Genomic DNA, 22,627 nt, shown 5'->3' on the forward strand with positions numbered 1-22,627 from the left:
CCCTTCTTGCTCCTCAGCTCATTCGAGCGGATAGCGCGTCCAGCTTTTCATGGGCTTGGCTAAGTTTCTGCGGTCGCGGCCTGGCGTAGAAAAAGAAGGACCGTCGAAGCAGCTCGCCATGTCAGGTTTCGCTGCCCGGCTCCTGACGAACGATGTCATCTGGAATCTCGCGAAGGAAACTCTGCCCCTTCTGCAAACGGCGGCCGAGCGCTGCGACGAATCCTTCAAAGCGTTCCCGGCCCTTGAGTTGCGCCGCTGCCTGCGCGTCGTTGGGCAATGGTGGCGTGATCGTCAGCCAGAAGCGGATGAAGAGGGCCAGGGTCTCGGCCGTCAAACCGACATCACGCTCCAGCCTCTGCATCTGACGGGAAAGCCGATCCAGCCGACGAGTAAACGCAGCTTCTCGCCTGTCCGCTCCGTCGGGTGAAAGAAAGGAGGCGACCGCAGCTTCCACGATGGCAGACCGGGAAAGCTTCTTGCGATCGGCGAGCTCCGAGATCTGTTTCAGAAGCTCGGGTGGGAAATAGACGTTCATCCGGTCGCGCATATTGCCTCAGAGCTCCATGCCGTCATTCGGGTCCATGGCGACTTGACGGGCGACGCCGCGCATCTGTTGCCGTATGACCCTGGACTGGCGGACCGCATCCTCGTCATCGTCAAGAACGGCGGCAAATTCCTCTGCCGGTGTCGGCTCGGTCGTTTCTTTGACAATTGCGACGTGATCGGGGAGTGCGGGCTCACGACGGAGACCGCTGTTCGCCGCGTCTTCCTCGGCCTCCGCAGCTTTGTCCGTTGGACTTCGCGTCGGCTTCAGAGCTCCAAGTGTTGACCATCCGTCCGTTCGCGATGACCGACCGGATGCCGCCGGATCGGGCGGCGGCAAGACGCGCTCGGTAAGCCGCCGATCCTCGTAGTAGCGGACCTTCTTCGCCCGGATCGGCGGCGTGCCCGCCACCATGACGATTTCGTCCATCGGCGGAAGCTGCATGACTTCGCCGGGGGTCAAGAGCGGCCTCGCCGTCTCTTGCCGCGAGACCATCAGATGCCCGAGCCAAGGGTTCAGCCTGTGACCGGCATAGTTCTTCATCGCGCGCATCTCGGTCGCTGTACCCAGCGCGTCGGACACCCGCTTGGCGGTCCGCTCGTCGTTGGTAGCGAAGCTGACCCGAACGTGGCAGTTGTCGAGGATCGCATTGTTGGGCCCGTAGGCCTTCTCGATCTGATTGAGCGACTGCGCGATCAAGAAACTCTTGATGCCGTACCCCGCCATAAAGGCGAGCGCGGACTCGAAGAAGTCAAGCCGCCCAAGTGCCGGGAACTCGTCGAGCATCATCAGGACTCGATGCCGGCGGTCGCGGGCATGCAAGTCCTCGGTCAGGCGACGACCGATCTGATTCAGCACCAGGCGGATCAATGGTTTGGTCCGTGAGATATCGGAAGGCGGCACCACGAGATAAAGTGTCGTCGGGCGGCTATCTGCGATCAGGTCGGCGATCCGCCAGTCACAGCGGCAGGTCACTTGGGCCACGACGGGATCGCGGTAAAGTCCGAGGAACGACATCGCAGTGGACAAGACGCCGGAGCGTTCATTCTCGGATTTGTTGAGGAGTTCGCGCGCGGTCGAGGCGACCACGGGATGGGCACCCTGCTCGCCAAGGTGCGGCGTGGTCATCATTGCCTTCAACGTCGCTTCGATCGGCCGCTTCGGGTCCGAGAGGAAGGCGGCGACGCCAGCCAGGGTCTTGTCCGCCTCAGCATAGAGGACGTGAAGAATGGCGCCGACCAAGAGCGAATGACTGGTCTTCTCCCAGTGGTTCCGCTTGTCGAGCGAGCCTTCGGGATCGACCAGGACGTCGGCGACGTTCTGGACATCGCGGACCTCCCACTCCCCACGCCGGACCTCGAGTAGCGGATTGTAGGCCGAAGACTTTGGATTGGTCGGGTCGAACAACAGGACGCGGCCATGCCGCGAGCGGAAGCCCGCGGTCAATTGCCAGTTCTCACCCTTGATATCGTGGACAATGGCCGAGCCGGGCCAAGCCAGCAGCGACGGAACGACGAGGCCGACACCTTTGCCGGACCGCGTGGGCGCGAAACACAACACATGTTCCGGCCCGTCATGACGGAGGTAGTCGCGGTCGAGCTTGCCCAAGACCACGCCATCCGGGCCGAGAAGACCGGCGGCTTTCACTTCGCTTGGCTCAGCCCAGCGCGCCGAGCCATAGGTCTCGACATTCTTGGCCTCGCGCGCCCGCCAGACCGACATGCCGATCGCCACCGCAATCGAAACGAGCGTCCCCGACGCAGCGATGAAGGCTCCCTCGACAAAAACCTGAGGCGCATAGGCGTCGTAGACGAACCACCACCAGAAAAAGACCGGCGGGTAATAGACCTTCCAGCCCAACAGTTCGAACCATGGTCGCCCTAGCTCCGGCTGGTAAGCGAACCGCCAGGCCGTCCACTCGGTTGCTCCCCAGATGGCCAACAAGACGATCAGGCCGACAACGATCACCTGTCCCCAGAGGATTTTGGTTCCGGACATCCCGAACGCCCTTCCGCAACTGAATTGGAGAGATTGCTAGAGGCCGAGGTCGCGCTTGCGACCAAAGGCCCATTCGATGCCACCGCCGTCCTTCACGACGCCGGTGACGTGCTGGCCGAGCCTCCTTTCGAGCTCGCGCGACCAGGGTACGAGCTGGAAGCCAAGACCGCTGTCGATCATGGCGAACCGTCCGGAGGTGAGCGTCAGCCGCTGGCGATACTTGCCCGCGACATACTCCCCAGAGGCGGCGTTCAATCGAGGCAGGCCGGTGTCGGCCGAGATCTTTGCTGCCATCTCGTCCAGTTCGCGTCGGCGCAACGTGTTCAGGAGATCGCGCTGCAAGATGATACGTTGGCCCTGCCGCCGTGCCAGACCCTCCTGGATCAGATGCTCGGTTCGGGCTTCCATGGCATCGCGGGTCTCGCGGCCGAATCCACCCATGGCGAGCGGCATGGGGTCGCTTTCGACCAGCCTATGGTCGAGCCAGGTCGCTCCCTTCGCGGTGACCTGCGCGGCAAGATCGAGATCGGAGCGGGTCGCCAGCACCATGGTCGGCCGCGGATCGCCGGCTTGACCGAAGCGTCGGACTTCGACGATGCCGCCGGCCGGCGGAGCATGTTCGAAAGCCTCGAGCCCTCGGAAGCGCACGTGGTGAGCGCGGCCGTCTGTTCCATCGATCATGGCGTAGGCTTCGCCCGTCAGTTCATCATGCAATCCACGGTCGACCAGTCGTCCGATGATCTGGGACGTTGGCTGTCCACCTTCGATGACGTAGTCGGCAACGCCGCGCGCTTCTCCACGTTCGGTGAAGGCGCGGTGCATGGTCTTGATGATGTCGCCGCGCATGCCGAGGTCACGCAGGCTATGCTCGGCCTCGAGCCCGACCATCCACTGCCCCGGCGAGGCGGGTGCAGCAAGACCCATCTTCTCCAGGTGTTGAAGGCGACCGACCATCAGGCGCCGGATCTCGGGATCGGACTTGCCGGAATTCTCTGGGCGAAGATCGATAGTGCCGGTCTCATCGGCCGCCAGCCGGATCTCCCGATCGAGCCGAGTCCATCGTTCCGCCGTGACTTCCCTCTCCAGCGAATTGCGGATCTCGTGCTCCGGTTTTGGACCCAATTCGAAGGCGACCAGTTCCTCGGCGCGGGAGCGCAGGCCTTGGCTGATGTAGTCACGGGAGATCACGAGATCCGCCCCCTCCTCATCTACTCCCCGAACGAGAAGGTGGACGTGAGGGTTGTCGGTGTTCCAATGATCGACAGCAACCCAATCGAGCCGCGTGCCGAGATCGGTCTCCATCTGCCTGGCGAGATCGCGGGCAAAGCCCTTCAGGTCGGTCATCTCGCCGGCATCCTCTGGCGAGACGATGAACCTGAAATGATGCCGGTCGTCTTTGCACCGTCCTGCGAAAGCCGGGCCATCAGCACGGTCGCTGCCGGCATCGAACATCTCGGCCCGCTCACCACTCCGGGTCACGCCGTCGCGCTTCAGATACGAGAGGTGGGCGGTCAGTGGTGCTGAGCGGAAGGCTAGCCCTTTGTGCCGGACCACGCGCGCTTTCACCACAACGCGCCGCTTCGAGCTGAACAATCTGGCGCGGCTAAAGGCGAGGCGACCACGGCCAAACGTCGAGCGTCCATGGGCCGCCGAACGCCTGCCGGCTACGGTCTGACCCGAGGTGTGTCCCGCTTTCTTCGCCGCCCGCAGCACCTGGTTGATGAAGCTCTTGGGCTTTGGCGCGCGTGTACTGCGAATGCGCCCAGGCCGAATTCGCAGGTCGCTATCGCCTGCCGTCATGACCAGGCCTCGAAGAACGCAGCGACACCTACGGTGCCGAAAACTTGTTTGAATGTCCTGGGAAAAGTCTTTGGCGCGGCACGCGCCCCGACCGACCGGCACGCCGGAACCCAAGCCATGTCAATGGCTTGTGGTTCGACCGGCGAGCCCCTTTTATCTCGCCTTCCTAGTCGGGCGGGCAAAGTCAACGCATTCCTATGCTTTTCTTCGACTCTTCGCACTTCGGCCATGACAGACTCCCTGCATCGACAACACGCAAACGTCACCACACACCGCGTTGCAGTGGCATTCACTAGGCGGGTCCATGCGTTCCTTCGCGTTCAGCACTTCGGCCGTCGCATGCTCTTCACCAGGTTCGTAAAGAGGGCTGCCCAGGCAGTTTTGCGCTCTCGTCCCCTAAGGGCGCGAGCAGGCAAGAGATAGCGGACATTCCCCGTTTCGCGGCCCCGCCAGGGGACGCTCACCGCGCGCGCGGATCTCTAATTTCGTTTCTCCTCAATATGCCGGGCGCAAACTCAGCGCTAATCCATTGTCGCCTGCACCGCGGTTAACGTGCAGGTTTCCACCGCAGCCGCTGGGTGACTTTGGCGCCAAAACCAACGTGGAAACCGGGCTCGCTGACCCACATTCGGTACAGAATGCTTGCGAGCTTGCACGCGACGGCAATGATCGCGCACAGCATGCTCGACCGTTTGGCTATCCGCAGGCGCCACGCTCGCGGTACCGACCATTTCCTGACCGGCAGCAGCAGGCTTGCGGCCGCCTCGCACACGGCGACGTCACCCAGTTTGCTGATGCGCCCTTCGTAATCGATCGACATGCCGGACCGTTGCCGCCGCGGCGCCGAACCAAAATGCTCGCCTACCGTTCGCGATCTGGCAAAGCGCCAGGGATCATCGACGCCGACCTTGAACGACAAGGCGGCCGCGACGGGACCGACGCCAGAAACCGTCATCAGGCGCCGCCACACATCATCACACTGGACGACCTGGAGCAGCACACGGTGCAGCCAGTCGTACCCCTCCAGGATGGCGCGACGCACATCCAACATGTCCCGATGGTCATTACGAAGATCGGATCGCTGCGCTCGAAAAGTTCGCGGACGCGGGCCTCAAAGGCGCCACGGGCGATCGTTCGAACGAGCACAGCATAGGCCCCCAGCGCACCACGAATGTGGTTCTCGAGGTCGATTAGTTTGCGCTTGAGCAGCCTTCGGCTGGTGAGCAGCGTACACATCTTCTGCATGTCGATGTTCTTGACATGAACGGCGCGATACCAGCCCAACCGCATCATCCGCCCGATGCCACGCGCGTCATTCTGGTCGGTCTTGTTACGCATTGTCGACAGCGAAACGCACATGTGACGCGCTTCGACGACAATGATCGGGAGCCCCGCTGTCTGCAGTTCACGATGCAGCCAGGTGCCAAGCGATGACGCCTCGCCCCCCGCTCTCTCTAGGCGATCCGCGCAACTCTCTACTGCGGAAGGGATCGCAGCTGCCTCGATCATAATGTTGACCTCGCGAACGGCGAGACCCTCGCCATCGACGTTGCAAAGACTGGTCTCCACAAGACCGATGCCCGACCCAACGAAAAGCCGCATCGGAGCTCTCCTATGTGGCAACGAGCAGCTAAGTCGTTGCACCGGGCTGTCGGATTCGCCCATACGGCGGCTATCCCTGTGCACCGGTTTCTCGAAGCCCGATTTGAAGGGCCGCTCTGCCATCAAGTTCCGCAGGCAATCGCAATAGTCATTTATTGCGATGACGTTGCCTGAAGGTTCACAATTGCGATGCGGTGAGTCTAAAGAGGTGACGCGGTCTTCCCGCGATGAGTTGAATGCCAAGCTGGTCGCCGAAGCCATTGCGGTGCTTCGCGAGTTGGTCTCACGCGCGCGAGACGCCGCAGACGAGTCGTACGATGACGGCCATTCGGTTGATACCTGGAAGAGCGAGGACTTCCGCGCCGCGATCGAGCGCGCCGAAGCAGTGATCGCGAAAGCGGCGTCTGCCATGGCAGGGCCCCGCACAGAGTAGGAGCTCGCCGAATCGACGCATTGCCGGCCGAGGCCGCTAGTCTCGTCAAGACGTGACGTCCTGTGCAGCCCCCGGACGCACATATCCTGCCTGCCCACTGCTCTCGCTCCTCCGCCGATTGATTGCTGAAGCAAGCCATTGCTGGTCATCGTAATGCCCTCGAGTCCGATCGAGCCAAAAAAACGCCAGTACGCCTGGGGGCCATCTGCGAGACATCGGGCGACGAGATTGCAATCGTTGCGTAGCGCGAGAGCGCGAACGATGTCGGCCTACCGCGGATTTCCATCCGCTCAGCTCGTTCAACGAACAGCGTCGCGGCTGCTGATGAACTCCAGCTCGCGGTACACGTCGGCGGCAGTTGAATGCCAAGCAAATTTGCAAGCTTTGCCACGTATGCTCGCGTCTCGTCTGGCAAAGGGGCTCCCGCGAGATGTTCTTCGTAGCGAGTTGGTCCCGCGTTGTACGCAGCAAAAACGCCGCGCGAACCGTAGCGGTCGAGCAGTTCACGGAGATACGCCGTGCCGGCCAGAATGTTGTCACGCGGATCGTACGGATCGCTTCCTAGATCATAGCGTTGGCGTAGTTCCGCCCAAGTCGCCGGCATGATCTGCATCAGTCCCATTGCGCCCTTGGGCGACCTAGCATGCATGTCTCCAGCAGTTTCGATGCTCAATACCGAGCATATCCACCGCGCCGGGATCGCAAAGCGTCGTGAGGCTTCTTCGATGAAGGCCGGAGGCGTGTGGTTGGTTCGACAGATCGCTGGGAGCGCGGCGGACCCGTTTTGGGCCAGAGCGGTAGTGTCCGATGCGGTCAGAGCAAGCAGCAGCGACACGACCACCCAAACAGGCACACCTGACCGAGCCAAGTCTGCTATCGTGCTCGCGCCCGTGCGGCGTAAAGCCGCTTCGCGCTGATCATTTGGACCACCGCTGCGCCCGCCAGGCTTGCGAACGTCGGCTGGGACGGAGGAATGGTCCCGCAACCGATCCAACCGAGGAATGGCGGGATAAACACGTAGAACACGCACGGTCACTCCTCCCAGGTCCAGACCGGGAGCGCACAGCCAATCACCGCCGACGCCGGAAGAAAGCCAAAATATCGGCCGTCCATGGAGTCGTCCGACTGCCAATTCATGAGAAAGAGCTCGCCCTCGCCGACGACGCGGCAGCCCTGCCATTTGGGCAGCGGCCGGCCGCGTCCGTCGCGGTCCTTCGCCTCGCCCACCGCAACATCATCCACCGAAATCGTGAGCCCGCTTCTGCAGACCGTCTGCCCGGGCAGTGCCAAGACCCGCTTTAGCATGGGGATCCCGACCGGCAGATAGCCGTTCAAATCGAGGAGGGTCGCAAGCGGCTCCGGCGGCTGAACGGCGACCAGCTCGGTGACATGGAAGCGCTTCGTCGGTCGTATGCTGTAGAGACCGATTGGCACGCTTGCCGATGCATTCCAAATGTAGAGTGGAAGTGGCTCCAGGACGATCGTCGCGATGAGCGCGGCAGCGGCCGCAAGCGTCGTGGTCAGCGTCATCAGGCGGCTCGTCATCGCATCACTCTGCGACGATGGAGCCAGGCCTGGTGGCGCGTTCTCGTGTATGGACGCGGGTTTTCGTTGACGGACAGACGGTTATGAACGTGATGCCAATGATCGGGAGCGACGTCAGCCGGATCGATTCCAAGCGCCTCGACGGCATCGATCATCTGCAACACGCGCTCGACCTTCGGCCAGCCAGACAGCCGCAGCACGATCTCTCCGCCGGGCCTCACATACGGTACGGTCGAGCAGCGCTGTCCGGGTGCGACCGCGCGCAAGATGTCAATCCGCGAAATGATCGTGCCAAAGTCGTTGGATGTCCAACGGACGAAGGCAAAGATGCTGCCCGGTGCAAATGACAGGACACGCCGGTGACGATCAAGCTTTCGTTCCTTGACAACATGACCGAACCGAATGCGGTTTTCGATACGCTTCTCGAGCCACAAAACTTCCACTTCCGTGAGATCGTTCATGCCGCCGCTCCCTGACGCTCGAATCGGGAACGGTATGCCTTGGGCTTAGCGAAGCGCGTGTGCCTCTTCTGAAGGTGAGCAGGCCTGGCGGCCTGACGTTGCCAGTCAGTTCCCATGAAAGTTGAGGCTTGGTTCGCCAGAAAGAAGCCCAAGTATATATGGCTAGCAGCAGTACTGAGTTGTGCCCCCTTGCATGCCACGCTACGGCGACGATGCCGCGCAACGATTCGCGGCTGGAGCGCGCCGCGCATTCCAGCCGTCGGCGACGAAGTCGAAGGATGGACTTGCACGCAGGGTTCGACGTGTCGCTGGATCCGAGACGATCTAGGAAATCGACCAACGTCCGGGCCGATTTCGGATTGGCGCCACGGCGCCATCAATCCGGACAAACCGGTCGCATCGGGAGCATCACCAAATGCGGCGACGAACTGACGCGGGCTATGCAGCACAAGGCGGCCATCACGATCCTGACGAGCATTCCCGACAATTTCAAGCCGGGTCTCGGGAGCCCGTAGCTCGCCGGGAACAAGGATCTGAAGTGCGCCGCGACACCGGCGGCGGTGCGCTGAGGATTTGCTAACGGACATGGCCTAGCGCCGCTCTTTGCCCGCATAGGGAATTGGCGCACGCCGTTTTGCGGGCAGTACGGTGCCGACACCAGGATCCGAGGTTGACTTCTTCTTGCCGAGTTTGGCCCATGCTGTCAGGTCAGCCACTGAATAGACCACGCGTCCGCCAATCTTGTGATACTCGGGACCGGTTCCGTAGGTTCGGTGTTTCTCCAAGGTGCGGCCGGACAAACTCAAGAAGCGCGCGGCTTCGGACGTGCGTAAGTAACGCGGCGGCTTATCCGTGTTCGGATCGGACATTTGAAAAGCTCCGTGCTCCTTTGGAGCGCGTACGAGGTTCGCCGCGCGTCGACTGCCACGATCGCGGAGTAGAGGTGCTTAGGGGGATGCCGAAGATGATGCGGTGATTTTCGATACCCCCATGGAAGGCACTCGCCGCAGAAGCCTTTCAATGGCCGCCGTTCTGTCAGAGCGAGGCTCCGCCCCCTCGGATCGTTCGATTGCGAGGAATCGTGTCTTCTGAGCGCGGTCGGAATGCGTTTTTGTCGAGCAGCGCTCCGGCGATGATTCGATGGACGCCATCGGGCAGCAATGCGCGGCGGGCGCTCGGACATCCGCGACCCGTTGCGGAGGGTGAGCTGCCGCTAGGGGAGCGTCTACCGTCTGACCGTTATTCGGCGAAGTGGGCCTCGACGTGCGCTTCCAAAATCGATGGATATCCGAAAGCTCGCGTTCCGCAGCACCTTTGATGCGGTGAACTTGGAGCGAAATGCTCACGGTCCAGAGCTTGAGGAGCGCTCCGGCGGTGCCTGAGATGATCGAGCAATATCTTCCGCGGGTCCGTGGCACGGTCATGCTCAAGCAAGAGCGAGGCTCGACGTGCGGCCACGCTCGGCTGGTATCTCTTGCTCAAAATTGAAATGATCCGCTCGGATTGAGGCTGTGCCCTGGCACCGGCTTGCCAATCGATCGAATCCTGACGGAAGCAGATGGCTCAGTCAGACTGACAGAAATTGCAGCCAGTCCGCCGTGTGAAAGCCAGAGCGAGGGGCCGCCGAAGTCGGAAACTCAAGGCCGGCAGCCGCGAATAAGGTAAAATAGCACCTTACGTCGCTTGGCTTCCTAGATTGCCGCCGGGCAAATTGTAATCTTCCTGCTACATATTGTCCAAATATGAAGCGCGAAGACGTCAAAAATGCCTACGCCACACAATCCTCCCGCTGCGGTACGACGCGCGCTACGCAAGCTTGGGGCGGACATCCATGATGCCCGTCGACGCCGACGGCTGCCGATGGCGGTCGTGGCCGAGCGCGCCTTCACGTCCCGATCGACCCTGCAAAGGGTCGAAGCCGGTGACACCAGCGTCAGCATCGGCATCTACGCCGGCGTGCTGCAGGCGCTCGGCCTGCTCGAGGGCCTGGGTCAGGTCGCCGACATCAGCAACGACAGCGTCGGCCAGGCCCTTGCCAGCGCGCACCTTCCCAAGCACGTCCACCTCAAGCGGCCAACCGGACCATCCCACGATGGCTGACTTCGAGGTGCACATCGATCTGGACGGTCGCACGCGCCCGATAGGGTTGGCGAGGAGCAATCGCGTCAGAGGCGCGGAGACCATCATCTTCGAGTACGACGCTGCATGGCTTGAGGATCCGGATCGCTTCTCGCTGAAGCCGGCACTTGCACTGACACGCGGCGCATTCGCTCCTCCTGCCCGATTAGCCATCTTTGGCTCCATTGGCGACTCGGCGCCGGACTCCTGGGGCCGCCGCCTCATGCAGCGCGCCGAGCGCCGCCTCGCCGAACACGAGGGCCGTGCCGTTCGCACCCTCGCGGAAAGCGACTATCTGCTGGGCGTCGCCGACGAGAGCCGGCTAGGCGCGCTCCGTTTCCGCTGGATCGGCGACGACGTTTTCCGGGCACCGACCCGGGCCAGGGTTCCTGCCCTGATCGAACTCGGCCGGTTACTCCAAATCACCGAGCGGATTCTCCGGGATGAAGAAACAGATGAGGATCTCCAACTCATCTTTGCCCCCGGCTCTTCCCTCGACGGCGGGCGCCCGAAGGCCTCAGTCATTGACCAACATGGTCGCCTCTCCATCGCCAAATTCCCGAAAGAGACCGACGACTATAGCATGGAGACCTGGGAAGAGATCGCACTGCGGCTGGCTGGCCAGGCTGGTATCGCCACTCCGCAACACGAACTGATCGCTATCCGGAGATAGTCGATGCCCTTGCTCAACACGGCGCACAAGGGAAAACGGATGCCCATGGCCTTTATCGGCGTGTCGTCTTCAACGTGCTGATCTCCAATGTCGACGATCACCTCCGCAACCACGGTTTCCTGTGGCTGGGAAAGGCAGGATGGTCTCTCTCGCCGGCATACGACCTCAATCCCGTTCCAACTGATCTCAAGGCCCGGGTGTTATCGACGAACATCGATCTCGACGAGGGCACCTGCTCGCTCGATCTGCTGGAGGCCGCATCGGAGTTCTTCTCGCTCACGCTGCCGCAGGCCCGCGCGATTATCAAAGACGTCGCCGTCGTGACGGCAACCTGGCGCGAAACCGCTAAGACGGTCGGCGCCCGCACGGCCGAAATCAACAGCATGGCCAGCGCCTTCGAGCACGAGGATCTAAAACGGGCGCTGGCGCAATGACGAGAACGTTCCTTCACAGCTTCGAGCCAGCGACAGCGAGCCCCATCATCGGCGGCAGACAAAGCTCGAGGCAGCCGACATCAAGCGCTCGTCGCGACCTGCAAGGGCGATGCGGCGACCGCCTCGTTCGAGGCGAGCCATGTCAGGGACCCGGAAGCCGGCCACGCCATCCCTCGCCTCGGCGCCCTTCGCAGCCTGTCTCATGTCAACGTGCTGGCGCCGGGTGAGCGCCTCTCGACAAATGCAGTCGCTGGCTGCTCGTATATCCGATCTGAAGGGTGCTTCGATCATCGCCTTCAGCTGCGATCGCCACATCGTCCCTTGCAAGAACATGGCTTGCTCTCCCGCCGACAACTCCGCCCAAACGTCAAACGGAAGGTCACCTATCGGATTGGCCAGCGTATGGGGCTTGGTGAACCAATGGACTGCGCCGTTTTGCTCGCGGCTTCCTAACAAGCAATCGTCAGCGTGCAGAACGAGCGCCGTCCCTGTGTTCGGTATATGGGCGAGCACGTAGCACGCGCTGTCCCGCGGAAATCGCCGAGATAAACTGAGATGAGTGCGGCGCAATTGCGCGCTGAGGCATTCTGCCATTGCGGCTTGGTTTGTCGCGACGTACCAGTCTACGACATCGCGGATAATCTGGCGAGCAAGGTCACCGCTTGTTGGGCCAGAGGTTGAACTGTCGAGAAGGAGACATAACACGGCATCGGCGCGCACTCCGACTCCTCGGCAATCCCGGTTATCGCGCGTCCTCTTTCCTTGCTCACTGCGCCAGTTGATCTCCATTCCCCTCTCGCTCGCCAGCATCGCTCTGGCTTATGGCGACAAACCGCTTTCGCACAATATCGACCCGGCCTTCAGGTCCCTTGATATTGCCATCGAGAAAATGATCAAAATCCTCATGACCTAAGAGCGCTTTGAACTTCTCTGCAATGTAGCAACGAATATCATCGTCTGCGTTTTGGATTTCAGCCACGAGTTCCTCTCGACCGTCAACGACGAGAAGGATGTCCTCGATGTCACGGCTGCCTAAGAGATCATCGTAGCCGCGGCCGAGATATGCTTCCAATTTTGTCGCCACGAACAGTTCGGGCGTGAGGCGCTTGATGTTCAGTACCACATTCAGGGGACGTGTGACCGCCGTTTCGATGCCTTTGGCGTACCAGCGATTGCTAAAGCCGAGAATGCTTTGATCATCCGGCATGAAATCGACTTGGAGGTCGCCGAGCCTCATGCGGCAAATGACCTCGTCTTCGGGAGATTCCACGAACCCCTTCTGACGCAACTGGTCTTGCAGTTGAGCCCATTGCGCATGTCCAACGAGATCAACGATGAGATCCACGTCATCGGTTGCCCGAACCCCTTCGAGCACGATCTCATCAGTAATGAAAAGGGCTGTTGTGCAACCGCCGACAAACACGAGCCGCTCGCGCAGTTCGTCTCCCAGAGACTGCGCGACCGTTTCCAACATGTGAAGCAATTGGCCCTTGATGGTGGTCATTTCTTGAGAAGCCTTTCCGATAGACGCTCGGCCGCGAGCCCAGCCTCCCTTTGATTTCCAAGCCTGACACCATCAATAAGGGCGAGATACTCATACAGGCGATCGTCTTTTTGGATGGCTTGTGGCACGCTTTTGAACAGCGGGTCTACCGCCTGCCCCATGTCTTTGCCTTTGGCGTACGGCCAAACGTAGATGTACTCGCCAGCGCTGATCAGAAGGTTCTTGAGTGGGGCGGCCGCAAAGGCGGTGGGGATGCCCCGGGTCATCGCACCCCGTTTTGCCGGGAAAACGAACTTTAGTCCGTGCACGACGAAATTATAGAGATTGCGGCGGTTGGGCTTGGCCTGACCGGATTCCCGATCTTTGACTGCAAGTCCCGACGAAACGCTCCGCTTGATCGAGGCATTAACCTCTGTCTTGCTGATACCCAGGGCCGATTCCAACCCGCGTACTGAGTACGGGTCATCGTGATGGGCAACCTCTCGGGGATGCGCATCGTCCTCATTTTTGGCCTGCTCGAGGCTCACGAGCTTCAACAATATAACAAGGTCTTGACTTTTCATGTAAATTCGCCGTCGTCCGCTGTCCTAGGACTGCGGACAGTCAACCACAGAGCGGTCGTTTCGATCAAGAATAGAATGTACCGCCCTGTGGCGCTACGAACGACGGGAAGGCCTATTTCAACTAATAGTGGCACCTTTGATCATTAGCGACTTCAGATTGTTGATACTTCAAGCTTGCCCTTGCTGACCAGCCGAGTTCGTATAAGCGCCACGTGCCAGATATTCTATCGATCGCGGCCGAAGACATGCTGGCCACCAAGTGGAAAACTGCGAGTTGAGCAGCGGGACCAAAGGTCGGTTGAAAGCCCGATTTGCTGCTGTCCGTGTGCGCACCGCCGACGAACCCCCTCAGCGAATATGGGACAAGGGTCAACAGCATCTGCCAGGCGACGAAGCTTGGCTCATCGACCAGCAACGCGCGTCCGGGGACAAAAAATACTATCGCGCAACCTGCCCGCCGCGACAGATCTGCGGACACTAGCCGCCACCATCAAGGCACGATGGATTTGCGAACAGGCCCATCAGCAGCTGAAAGAAGAACAAAAACTTGATCACTTCGAGGGACGATCCTGGCAAGGTCTTCATCGCCACGCGCTGATCACCATGATCGCCTATCTGCACGGAATCCCTCGTTGACCTTCAACGAAGTTGACTTGAAACGGCTGGCGAGTTCATCAAGTCCGAATGGCTTGCGAATGATCAGGTTGTCTGCAACGACCTCTGCACCGGAAGGGTCGACCGCGTGATGTTCGTGGCATCGCTCTAATCAGACAATACTAATCCACAGTCAAAATGGGGGAGCCTTGATCAGCGCTGCTTGCACAGCAATTCGTGGGGTGATGCGGCCGGTGCTGCAGTGCTTCGCAAATCTTCGAGAATACTACAGCAGGCCAAGCGTCTACTCCACCTCGGGATGCGGATGTTCACCACTATCGGCATAACGCAGCGACCACGTCGTTCAAGCGGCGGGCGTCGACCATTGCTTGTCTTGATGGAGCAGAGCGAAAATGTGATCCTCCGCGACCGGTCGACCGATGAGATATCCTTGTACTTCATCACAATTGGTTTGACGCAAATAGTCGAGTTGCTCGGTTGTTTCGACGCCTTCGGCGACCACGCCGATGCGCAGGTCCCGCGTCAGTGCGATGATCGATTTTACGATCGCCGCATTATCCGGTCGCCTCAGCATGTCCCGTATGAAAGACTGATCGATCTTGATGCGAGTGTAAGGCAGTTTCAGCAAATAAGTCAGCGACGAATATCCCGTTCCGAAATCGTCAAGTGCCACCGTCACTCCCAATTGCAGGAGTGACGTCAGGATCGATGACGCCGGCGCGTACTTCGAGATCAGCATCGACTCGGTTATTTCGATTTCGAGACGATGAGGAGCAACTCTGGCTTGGGAGAGAGCCTGCACGATTGTCTGCAGGATGCTGGTGTTATGGAATTGAGCCGCCGAGAAATTCACGGCGACCCTGAGGTCCGACGGCCAGTTCGATAGCGTCGCGCAGGCGCGTCGGACCACCCACTCACCGATTCCGTGGATCAGTCCGGTTTCTTCGGCGATTGGGATGAACTCGGTCGGGGAAATTATTCCACGGACGGGATGCCGCCAGCGGAGCAACGCCTCAAAGCCGGTGACCCGGTTCGCGTGAATATCAAAGAACGGTTGGTAGAGGAGGAACAGTTCGTCTCTGTCGATCGCGAGCTCCAGATCCCGCTGCAGCGCCCTGCGCTCGTGCGCTGATTTGTCGTCGTTGATCTCAAAGAAGCAGATCGTTCCCGGCCCCGCTTGCTTGGCACGATAGAGCGCAATGTCGGCATTCCTCAGGAGTACATGAGGTACGTCGCCGTCGCGCGGGGCCACTGCGATTCCGACGCTGGTCGCCCCCGCGATCTCGCATTTTTCGATCGCGAATGGTTCGGCGAAGGCGCCGACAAACCGCTCGGCGACTTCCAAGGCGTCCTCCACCTTGGTCAGATTGGTCATAACAAGCGCAAATTCATCACCGCCGATGCGCGCAACGGTATCGGTCTGCCGTACGCATCGCTGTAGTCTCACCGCCGCCTGCACGAGAAATTCATCGCCAGCGAGGTGGCCGAATTTGTCGTTCACGTCCTTGAAGCGATCGAGGTCGAGAAGAAGAACCGCGAATTCCTCGCCCGTGCGGGCGAGCCTGTTGAGGGCACCTTCTAGGCTCTCATTGAAGGCAAAACGGTTCGGAAGTTGGGTCAGGGTATCCCGTCGGCCCCTCCTTTCGGCCTCCAGTTGAGCAATGGCGCGTCTGGTAAATTCGAAGGAATGGGCGAAAACGCCGCGCAGGAGCACGAAGCCATAGGCCACGACCAGGATAGCGACGAGCAGATAGGCGAAATCGTCGTTTCTGCCGAGGCAAATTGCCGTACCCACAAAGATCGGAGCCGTGAACGCAACTGCCGCCACCGGAATCGTGGCGAAGGCGAATGCGCCACCTGCAAGCATTCCAGAGCAGAGACATGTAATGACGAGCTGCCCGCCATTGGAGGCGTTCGCGAAGAAAGCCACCGGCACAATTGCCCAGGCGGTTCCGAGAACCAGCGCATTCCGTACCAGCCGGTGCATGGCCTGGCGCGACACGAACTGAGGCTTCGTCATCAGTCGTGATGAACGCGCTTTCAGGCCTATCGATAGCGCGCCGCAGACGACAGTCGCCGCCCAGATCAGGGCAAAGTTTCTGTCGGGCGAATGCCAAAGCGCAATTGCGAGCACGGTCGCATTGCAGGCGTTGGCCAGCATGATGCCCAGCGAATAGCCAAGCACGAGGGAGATCTGCTCGGCACGAATGTATCCTGCAACCGCTTCATCGGTGACCGGCCCGCCAAATGCCGCCAAATCTCCGGCTAGGAGCTTCGAAAGCCAGGAGTTCAGATATGCCCTCATTCCGGGACCCTGCAGGACTGGTTGTAGCGTTGGCGCCAGCTCTGGAAGGTCGCGGCAAATCTTTGACAAAAGATAAACTCTTGATTGTACCAACCGCCTCGCGACACCTCACGGCGCGCCGGATTCATTGTTGAGGCTTGGACCGGTTAAAATTGAAGACGAACTCCGTTCGTTTCGTACAGAACCATTGTTTTATCGGATCGCAAATCAGAGCTTACTCGCATGCGGAAAGCCTCAGCACCGCCGAATAGAGCGGCTGGGTGCGAGATCGATCGGGCCTGACGAAGGGATGGCGGCCGCGCGCATTCCGCGGTTGGGGCGCGTGCTCCGAGGACTTTCTCTTTGCGTGCCTCGCGGATCGCTGTCCTGCTGCACGGCACGCCAGCCACAAAAAGGGGCGATCTTTCGGCAAAGGTGCCAACGATTTTCAGCGTGTCAAAATCGCACTGCAGCTCTCTTACCCTGGGGCGCAACCTGCCGGCGGACCGCAATCTGCGCTGATTGCCGCGCTGGTGTTTGGCGGGCCTCACGACTGGCATGCCAATCAATAAAAATAAGTTGCCGCCAGCACGCGAGATCTCAGCCCTGAGTTTCGATGGCCATGCGGCGATCAATCCTCCGGGCTACTGGTCGGATCACGTCGCAGCCACAGGAAGCGGCGCAAGGTATCGTTGATGATATCCTCTCCGCGCTTGGCACAATGCGCGCTGCAATCGAGCAGCCGACGACCGTCGCGCCCTTGGCGCGGCTGAGTTGACGCAGATTGGAAAAGGACCGCAATCAGCGCGGGCGCCACCCATGCTCGAAAGCATAGGTGGGATTGATAGCGCAATGTGCGTACGTGCCCGATGCAGTGGCCTGGCACTGTCTATAGGTTGAGAACTGGCAATTGCCTGGATAGCCCCAGCTGCGCCCTTGCAGACAGTAAAGGTTTGGCGGGGGGCGCTATGTGCTTCGCGCGGTTTCGTGCGCCTGCGGTCGCTCCCGATGCGAGGCCGACCAGGACGGAAAAGGTGACAACAACTATGAACGAAGGAACCGCATACGGTCTTTTGACCCCCGCCATGGATTCTTTCCGATAGCACGATCAACCTCAGAACAACCTGTTTGCGTCAACAGACCGCGCAGCGACCAGTGTAGTCTAGCCCGACGGGCAATGAGTCAAAGCGCGATGTCTGCACGAAACGTACGAACCGCACCTGTGATCGCTTACCCGCCGAGCGGACGCCTTCATGGGACTCTGCGCAAGTCTCCCCTCCGATTGCGTCCTAACGCCACATCGTAGGTGCACTGGCCAATGCCGCTCGGCCAATTTTCCTGAGAGCATCGACCGACGTCTCTCCGCGGCTGGCGGCTTCCAGGAGTCTGCAGGCGACATGAGTTCGAGCGCCATTCTCGTGACGCGATACATCTTCGCACACTTCGTCCAGAACCGCTCGCAACAGGGCAGCCAATTCGGAATCGACCATACGAAATGCCCTCAATCCCTCGACAATGATCATGTGTCAGCGTGTATCGGGATAGATATCAGGTTGAGTGAACCTCAGGGCCGGTCTACGCTTTCGTTCACTCCTGTAGGGCTTAGCGCAATAGTATAACGAGTATAGGACGAGCACCGACGCAAGTCACCGGGCTTCCACTTGCACCGCTGATGCCGCCGACGGTTTGCGCGAAAGCGCGGACCAGTCGCCCGGACCCGCGCGTCAGCTTTTTGACAGCTTGGCTGTCTAACATTCTTCAACCTGAACTCCATGCGACAAACATGTCGCCGACAAGAGTACGACTTGCGATGCATAACCGGACTATCAGCACGTCGGGTATCGAATCCCTCTCGCATGCACAGGATGTTGATGAAATCAGGCACTCAGCAAACAGTGACATGCAACCTGATACAGATACCCAGAGGTTTGCGGACGTGCTTGCAGGCATTCAGTCGACACCGAATTCGAACGCTAGTTCGTCTTCGGCGGTAGCACCGTCGTACTCCCTAGTTCGCCGAACTCCTGTGATTGAGATCACAAGGTTTCAATACAAGCAAAAAATGAAGGATTTTCATGACGCTGAAATCAAGCATATCGCGGCGAACCCACAAGAGTACTCGCCTTTCGTGTCCTCAAAAGCTGCGCGCACAGCAAGTCTGGCTGAGGGCACCGGTACGGCCAGAAGACATACCGACGACGCCCGATATTTTAGCTATGAGTTGGGCAACGAAAGCGTCGGGCTTCTAAGAACAGAATCCGGATTTCGCATGAGTGAGGTGTTCGAAGGCGAAGAGTGGCGGGAACTGTTTCCCGGGCGAACTGACATCACGTCCACCACAGTTCTTCGGGTTACTCATCCGCTCGTCGACAACGCAGGTGATATTCTGCTGGAACATCAGCTTCGGCTCGATGGCGAACGACCATTGATCAATTCCAATCCAGTCGGCCTAGAAGCGCAATCCCGTCTCGCGGCGATGGGTTTTGTTGAGGTGGATCAAGCGAACATGGTTCTTGACCCTGCCCAGCATCCCGAAAAGTGGACTAAGAATGGTGACGGTGAATGGCAGCGCGCAGATAAACCTGCATTGTATCTTTCTAAAGCTCGGGACACCAAGGACAGCGATGCCGAGAGTGTAACAAGCATCTCGACCGATTCGTGCGACAACAACGTTGATGTAGACAAACTCACTGAAGCGCTCGACGAGCTCCTCGCCGAACAATAGGCGGTTTGTCCAATGCTCCCGGCAGCAGCCATTCTGCTTCCAGAGGTGGCTGCCATAGACCCATTGCTGAAGGTAATTGGCTTCTTGCGAACTTTGACGAACGCCGACCCAAATTGTGGGCGCGGCTGCAGAGAAGCCAACGTGTATCAGACTTCGTCGGGACTTTCCTCCGGAGTCGACTTTTTTGCCGAACGCATAGTCCGGCAAGGTGCCGTCTCTTACGAACGTTTCAACTCGCAGTCTGAGTTCCCGCCGCCGGGCCAGCCAGTCGTTCTTGATTACGAAACGTTCTCGGTCGGACGCTTAGCCGGCTAACCTCCAGCACCGGTTGTAGGCCGATGACTTCGCATTGGTCGGTCGAGGCACAGCCGTCCTTCGGGCAGATCCATCGATCGAATAGGTCGTTTCGTGCGCTCGATCCAAACAGAGCTGACATCAAGGACAACGCGGCGACGCCGAGTCCCGCTGAGAAGCCGGCCCAACGAATTCAGTGGTGATTGGCTCTTTGTGCTGCCAGGCGCAGATTTCCGATTCCGCGATCACGGCCTCAGCCCCACGCCCCGCTCACGATAGTCGCTGGCCGTATTCGGTGATCTGCCGCTATTTGGTCGATCGCTTACGACGATCGCCACGTATCTGCCTCCCTGCGACATTCAAATCGCGATGCTTGAGCTGTTCTGAGTGACGCATCAAAGACGAGGACGGCGAGAACTCCAGCTGCGTGATCCAGTCAACCACTCGACGTGACGTTATCAGCCCATCGCCGAACCCTTGCCCCGCGGGTCCGGGCGCGGTCACTCGTAGGGCTCTGCATCGACAAATCCGGCCAGAGCGTGGCCGCTCAAACAATGGCAGCGGCCAGGCGAGCGATCACCTGGCCGAAAACACGCAATTCCCTGCGGCCTGTACCACGTGCGCATTCTGTCGGAATACAAGCGCGCTTCATGTCTGAAACCCGCCTCCGACTGTCTTCGAAAGCCACATTGCGTAAAAACGACGCGGGAGCCCCCCTTGAATAGTGCTGGCCCAAATCCTGCACCGGCTCTCTGCGCCAGGAAGTTTAACGACGGCAACAAGATGGGAGTCTCGTTTGGGCCTCGATCCGTCAATCGGCAATGCGGTTGCCGCACCCGAGGTCGTTTGTCTGCACCACGCTGGGAGAACGCAAGACGTTCCTGCTTGCCACGACCTCGCGCGGCATCGGTCATGCGACCGGAAAACTGCGTCCAGAAGAGGGCCGGCGCATCTTCACTTGCACCCGGCACCCCTTCGGCGGCGGGCGATGTCGGTGGGATTTGAAGACAGACAAGCCTGCCCGCGTAACTCCAAGCATTCGTCGGACGGTCCGGCGGGCCACCGTCAAGGTCGCGGAACGGCTTGCCGGCGCACCGCTACACTTATTGAGCCGCGACGCCGGCATTTCGTCATAGACACCGGACCGTACCCGGCAGATGCCGTTGATGGCTTCATTCGAAAGCTGGACGAGGCTGCTCCATGTCAATCTGCCTGGCCTGACCCACCTCCCGCAAGGCCTCTTTCCCGAGTTCAAGGCGGCCTCGGTAATGATCGTCGACATGGCTTGATCAGCAACCTGGCTGCGCGGAACCGTTTCCCAGCATCGCCATTGCCTCCCGCGTCAAGGCTGTCGGTTGCCTGCTCACCCTGAAGCAAGGCGTCAATACATGATCGATGAATTGGATCTGCGAACCTTCACGCCACATCCGCAACGCGACGCTGTGCTCGGCGAGGTGCACGCGCGCCCTTTCACGCGCCTGGTTTCGCCCTTCAGCGTGATCCACTTCGCTTTTCTTGCACAGGGCGAAGCGGCCACGAGCGATCGCTGCCGCTTTATCGATTTTTGCCTCGAGCGCAATCTTACGCCGCCTGAGCAATCGGCGAAACTTCATCAGATTGTCATCGGTCCCGCTACGCTACGCTGGGAGCAGCATTCGGAATTCACGACATTCACCTGGATCTGGACTAACGCAAATTGTTCTGCCGCAGACCAATTTGACAAAGTTGATGGTACTGTCGGATCGCTGATCCGCGCGTTGCGTCAGACCGGACAGTTGCTGGTCGCGATCAGGCTAGAAGTGGAGCAGGACGCCTCGCCGACCAGGCGGGCCGAACAGATTTTTGACAAGAACAGCCTGGCCATGGTTGCCACAAAGAGCGGCGCAGGCGTAGCGGCCTCAGACTTCCGCGTAGACGAAAAAGGCTTCACAAAAATCCTCGTCTGCGACCTCGGGTTGACGTCGCACGATCTCGGAGCGCTGGTGCAACGGCTCCTGGAAATCGAGACCTACCGTCCATTGGCGCTTCTTGGCCTGTCGACGGCCCTTGAGCTTGCACCATCCGTCGATCGCATCGACCGCCGTCTTGTCGAGGCACTCGAGAAAATGCAAAGCGGTGAAGGGCTGCAGTTCAACAACCATCTGCTTGCCGAGCTGACGGCGCTGGCCGCATCGTTCGAAAGAGGCGCGACCGGCAGCCTGTTTCGCTTCGGCGCCAGCAGGGCCTATAACGAGCTGGTCCAATCGCGACTGTCCATCATTGAGGGCAACGATGTCTCGGGCTATCCAACCTGGTCGTCGTTTCTGGCGCGCCGCATGGCGCCGGCGATGCGAACCTGCGCGACCGTGGAGGATCGTCAGGCGACTCTCTCGGTCAAGCTCGTGCGTGCCGCCGATCTGTTGCGAACTCGGGTCGACGTCGAAATCGAACGACAGAATCGTGACCTGTTGCAGGCCATCAACGAGCGCGCGAGACAGCAACTTCGGCTGCAGTGCACGGTCGAGGGATTGTCGGTCGCGGCGATAGGATATTATGTGGTCAGCCTGTTTAGCTATCTTGCCAAGGGCGCGCATGATGTCGGACTGCGAGTAGAGCCCTCGTTCCTGACCGCAACCTTCGTCCCGATCGCGGTCGGCGTCATCTGGCTGGTGAGTTACAATGTCCGAAAGCGACACCTCAAGCACGACGACGCGCCCTCGGTTACTTACGACTAGAGCTCCTCGAGGGGATCGGTGCGTCCGTCCGGCGAAGCTCGCATGGTCGTGGTGCGACGCTGCCGCAAGATCGCGGCCGTCTCCTGCGCAGGGTAATGCCCCGCCCGGACCAGCCGGGCGAGGCATCGTGGATCGGGTCAGTCGCCGTTGCGACGGCTGGGACGGGACCAGATCAGGCTGAAGCCCTCGCCTTCCTCGTCGGCGAAGAGGTTGGCGAAGATCGGAGCGGTGAAGCTCGGATCGTCGAGCTTGAGGCTCAGATAGTCGCGACCCTCGTTGGAGCGCTTGGACCAGCCGGCCCCGATCTCGGCCCGGCCCAC

The 22,627-nt window shown here is 60.0% G+C and carries 21 protein-coding genes and 3 pseudogenes; 8 read left to right on the top strand and 16 right to left on the bottom strand.

Annotated features, from left to right (window positions below; genetic code table 11):
- Window positions 1–121 precede the first annotated feature (121 nt).
- From FNJ47_RS29965 to FNJ47_RS29985, 5 genes are all read right to left on the bottom strand, one after another.
- Window positions 122–547 carry a ribbon-helix-helix domain-containing protein gene (locus FNJ47_RS29965; RefSeq protein WP_163159566.1) on the bottom strand — a complete coding sequence of 142 codons (426 nt, stop codon included), beginning with the start codon at window positions 545–547 and terminating at the stop codon, window positions 122–124.
- A gap of 6 nt (window positions 548–553) precedes the next feature.
- Entirely contained in the window at window positions 554–2,542 is a 1,989-nt protein-coding gene (locus FNJ47_RS29970; protein WP_163159567.1) for a conjugal transfer protein TraG, read from the bottom strand.
- A gap of 36 nt (window positions 2,543–2,578) precedes the next feature.
- The gene (locus FNJ47_RS29975) at window positions 2,579–4,342 is read right to left on the bottom strand and encodes a relaxase/mobilization nuclease domain-containing protein (RefSeq protein WP_163159577.1); all 1,764 of its coding nucleotides are present in this window, start codon (window positions 4,340–4,342) and stop codon (window positions 2,579–2,581) included.
- A 547-nt stretch (window positions 4,343–4,889) separates the two neighbouring features.
- Complete coding sequence (locus FNJ47_RS29980; RefSeq protein ID WP_163159568.1) at window positions 4,890–5,297, bottom strand: transposase; 408 nt, start codon at window positions 5,295–5,297, stop codon at window positions 4,890–4,892.
- Window positions 5,297–5,944 carry a transposase gene (locus tag FNJ47_RS29985; RefSeq protein ID WP_163159569.1) on the bottom strand — a complete coding sequence of 216 codons (648 nt, stop codon included), beginning with the start codon at window positions 5,942–5,944 and terminating at the stop codon, window positions 5,297–5,299. Before FNJ47_RS29985 ends, FNJ47_RS29980 begins: the two co-directional genes overlap by 1 nt.
- A gap of 160 nt (window positions 5,945–6,104) precedes the next feature.
- On the opposite strand from FNJ47_RS29985, the gene FNJ47_RS29990 reads away from it, so the two are divergent.
- Window positions 6,105–6,377 (top strand): hypothetical protein, encoded by a 273-nt coding sequence (locus tag FNJ47_RS29990; RefSeq protein ID WP_165445934.1) that lies wholly within the window; start codon window positions 6,105–6,107, stop codon window positions 6,375–6,377.
- 145 nt (window positions 6,378–6,522) lie between these two features.
- Here FNJ47_RS29990 and FNJ47_RS54790 read toward each other — a convergent pair whose 3' ends face one another.
- The 3 genes from FNJ47_RS54790 to FNJ47_RS30005 form a co-directional block, all read right to left on the bottom strand.
- Window positions 6,523–7,050 (bottom strand): lytic transglycosylase domain-containing protein, encoded by a 528-nt coding sequence (locus tag FNJ47_RS54790; RefSeq protein ID WP_236000169.1) that lies wholly within the window; start codon window positions 7,048–7,050, stop codon window positions 6,523–6,525.
- Between the two features lie 359 nt (window positions 7,051–7,409).
- Window positions 7,410–7,922, bottom strand: a complete 513-nt coding sequence (locus FNJ47_RS30000) for a S26 family signal peptidase (protein WP_163159570.1) — start codon at window positions 7,920–7,922, stop codon at window positions 7,410–7,412.
- On the bottom strand, window positions 7,919–8,383 hold the full coding sequence (locus tag FNJ47_RS30005) for a DUF2840 domain-containing protein (protein WP_163159571.1): 465 nt from the start codon (window positions 8,381–8,383) through the stop codon (window positions 7,919–7,921). Before FNJ47_RS30005 ends, FNJ47_RS30000 begins: the two co-directional genes overlap by 4 nt.
- Before the next feature lie 278 nt (window positions 8,384–8,661).
- Here FNJ47_RS30005 and FNJ47_RS30010 point away from each other — a divergent pair, with 278 nt between their 5' ends.
- On the top strand, window positions 8,662–8,898 hold the full coding sequence (locus FNJ47_RS30010; RefSeq protein ID WP_050421558.1) for a transposase: 237 nt from the start codon (window positions 8,662–8,664) through the stop codon (window positions 8,896–8,898).
- Between the two features lie 75 nt (window positions 8,899–8,973).
- On the opposite strand, the gene FNJ47_RS30015 is transcribed toward FNJ47_RS30010, so the two are convergent.
- Window positions 8,974–9,252, bottom strand: a complete 279-nt coding sequence (locus tag FNJ47_RS30015; protein ID WP_083992262.1) for a helix-turn-helix transcriptional regulator — start codon at window positions 9,250–9,252, stop codon at window positions 8,974–8,976.
- A gap of 895 nt (window positions 9,253–10,147) precedes the next feature.
- Between FNJ47_RS30015 and FNJ47_RS30020 the strand changes: the two genes are divergently transcribed.
- Together FNJ47_RS30020 and FNJ47_RS30025 are read left to right on the top strand one after the other, a co-directional pair.
- On the top strand, window positions 10,148–10,483 hold the full coding sequence (locus FNJ47_RS30020) for a helix-turn-helix domain-containing protein (protein ID WP_050421557.1): 336 nt from the start codon (window positions 10,148–10,150) through the stop codon (window positions 10,481–10,483).
- Window positions 10,476–11,608 (top strand): annotated as a pseudogene (locus FNJ47_RS30025) (type II toxin-antitoxin system HipA family toxin). Before FNJ47_RS30020 ends, FNJ47_RS30025 begins: the two are co-directional and overlap by 8 nt.
- 45 nt (window positions 11,609–11,653) lie before the next feature.
- On the opposite strand, the gene FNJ47_RS30030 reads toward FNJ47_RS30025, so the two are convergent.
- The 3 genes from FNJ47_RS30030 to FNJ47_RS30040 are packed head-to-tail and all read right to left on the bottom strand — an operon-like array spanning window position 11,654 to window position 13,675.
- Window positions 11,654–12,397, bottom strand: coding sequence for a hypothetical protein (locus FNJ47_RS30030; RefSeq protein WP_163159572.1), 744 nt, complete (start codon window positions 12,395–12,397; stop codon window positions 11,654–11,656).
- Entirely contained in the window at window positions 12,375–13,112 is a 738-nt protein-coding gene (locus tag FNJ47_RS30035) for a hypothetical protein (protein ID WP_163159573.1), read from the bottom strand. Before FNJ47_RS30035 ends, FNJ47_RS30030 begins: the two co-directional genes overlap by 23 nt.
- Entirely contained in the window at window positions 13,109–13,675 is a 567-nt protein-coding gene (locus FNJ47_RS30040; RefSeq protein WP_163159574.1) for a hypothetical protein, read from the bottom strand. The genes FNJ47_RS30035 and FNJ47_RS30040 overlap by 4 nt, the downstream gene beginning before the upstream one ends.
- Before the next feature lie 203 nt (window positions 13,676–13,878).
- On the opposite strand from FNJ47_RS30040, the pseudogene FNJ47_RS30045 reads away from it, so the two are divergent.
- Window positions 13,879–14,311, top strand: a pseudogene (locus FNJ47_RS30045) (IS701 family transposase); the annotation flags it as partial.
- A gap of 322 nt (window positions 14,312–14,633) precedes the next feature.
- Here the strand turns inward: FNJ47_RS30045 and FNJ47_RS30050 are convergent.
- The 3 genes and pseudogenes from FNJ47_RS30050 to FNJ47_RS51610 form a co-directional block, all read right to left on the bottom strand.
- Window positions 14,634–16,595, bottom strand: a complete 1,962-nt coding sequence (locus FNJ47_RS30050) for a putative bifunctional diguanylate cyclase/phosphodiesterase (protein ID WP_163159575.1) — start codon at window positions 16,593–16,595, stop codon at window positions 14,634–14,636.
- A gap of 780 nt (window positions 16,596–17,375) precedes the next feature.
- Window positions 17,376–17,522 (bottom strand): annotated as a pseudogene (locus FNJ47_RS30055) (DUF3551 domain-containing protein); the annotation flags it as partial.
- A 341-nt stretch (window positions 17,523–17,863) separates the two neighbouring features.
- Complete coding sequence (locus FNJ47_RS51610; RefSeq protein ID WP_128970862.1) at window positions 17,864–18,064, bottom strand: hypothetical protein; 201 nt, start codon at window positions 18,062–18,064, stop codon at window positions 17,864–17,866.
- A gap of 410 nt (window positions 18,065–18,474) precedes the next feature.
- Here FNJ47_RS51610 and FNJ47_RS30060 point away from each other — a divergent pair, with 410 nt between their 5' ends.
- The 3 genes from FNJ47_RS30060 (at window position 18,475) to FNJ47_RS30065 (ending at window position 22,307) form a co-directional block, all read left to right on the top strand.
- Window positions 18,475–19,299 (top strand): effector protein NopP, encoded by an 825-nt coding sequence (locus tag FNJ47_RS30060; RefSeq protein WP_163159581.1) that lies wholly within the window; start codon window positions 18,475–18,477, stop codon window positions 19,297–19,299.
- A gap of 1,460 nt (window positions 19,300–20,759) precedes the next feature.
- On the top strand, window positions 20,760–20,882 hold the full coding sequence (locus tag FNJ47_RS53325; RefSeq protein WP_283811316.1) for a hypothetical protein: 123 nt from the start codon (window positions 20,760–20,762) through the stop codon (window positions 20,880–20,882).
- Between the two features lie 99 nt (window positions 20,883–20,981).
- Window positions 20,982–22,307, top strand: a complete 1,326-nt coding sequence (locus tag FNJ47_RS30065; RefSeq protein ID WP_165445935.1) for a DUF3422 family protein — start codon at window positions 20,982–20,984, stop codon at window positions 22,305–22,307.
- 137 nt (window positions 22,308–22,444) lie between these two features.
- Here the strand turns inward: FNJ47_RS30065 and FNJ47_RS30070 are convergent.
- Window positions 22,445–22,627, bottom strand: a 183-nt coding sequence (locus FNJ47_RS30070) for a DUF736 domain-containing protein (RefSeq protein WP_163159576.1), incomplete at its 5' end; no start/stop codon positions are given.

Origin of the sequence: Bradyrhizobium uaiense, assembly GCF_010811875.1 — a bacterium.
GTDB lineage: Bacteria > Pseudomonadota > Alphaproteobacteria > Rhizobiales > Xanthobacteraceae > Bradyrhizobium > Bradyrhizobium uaiense.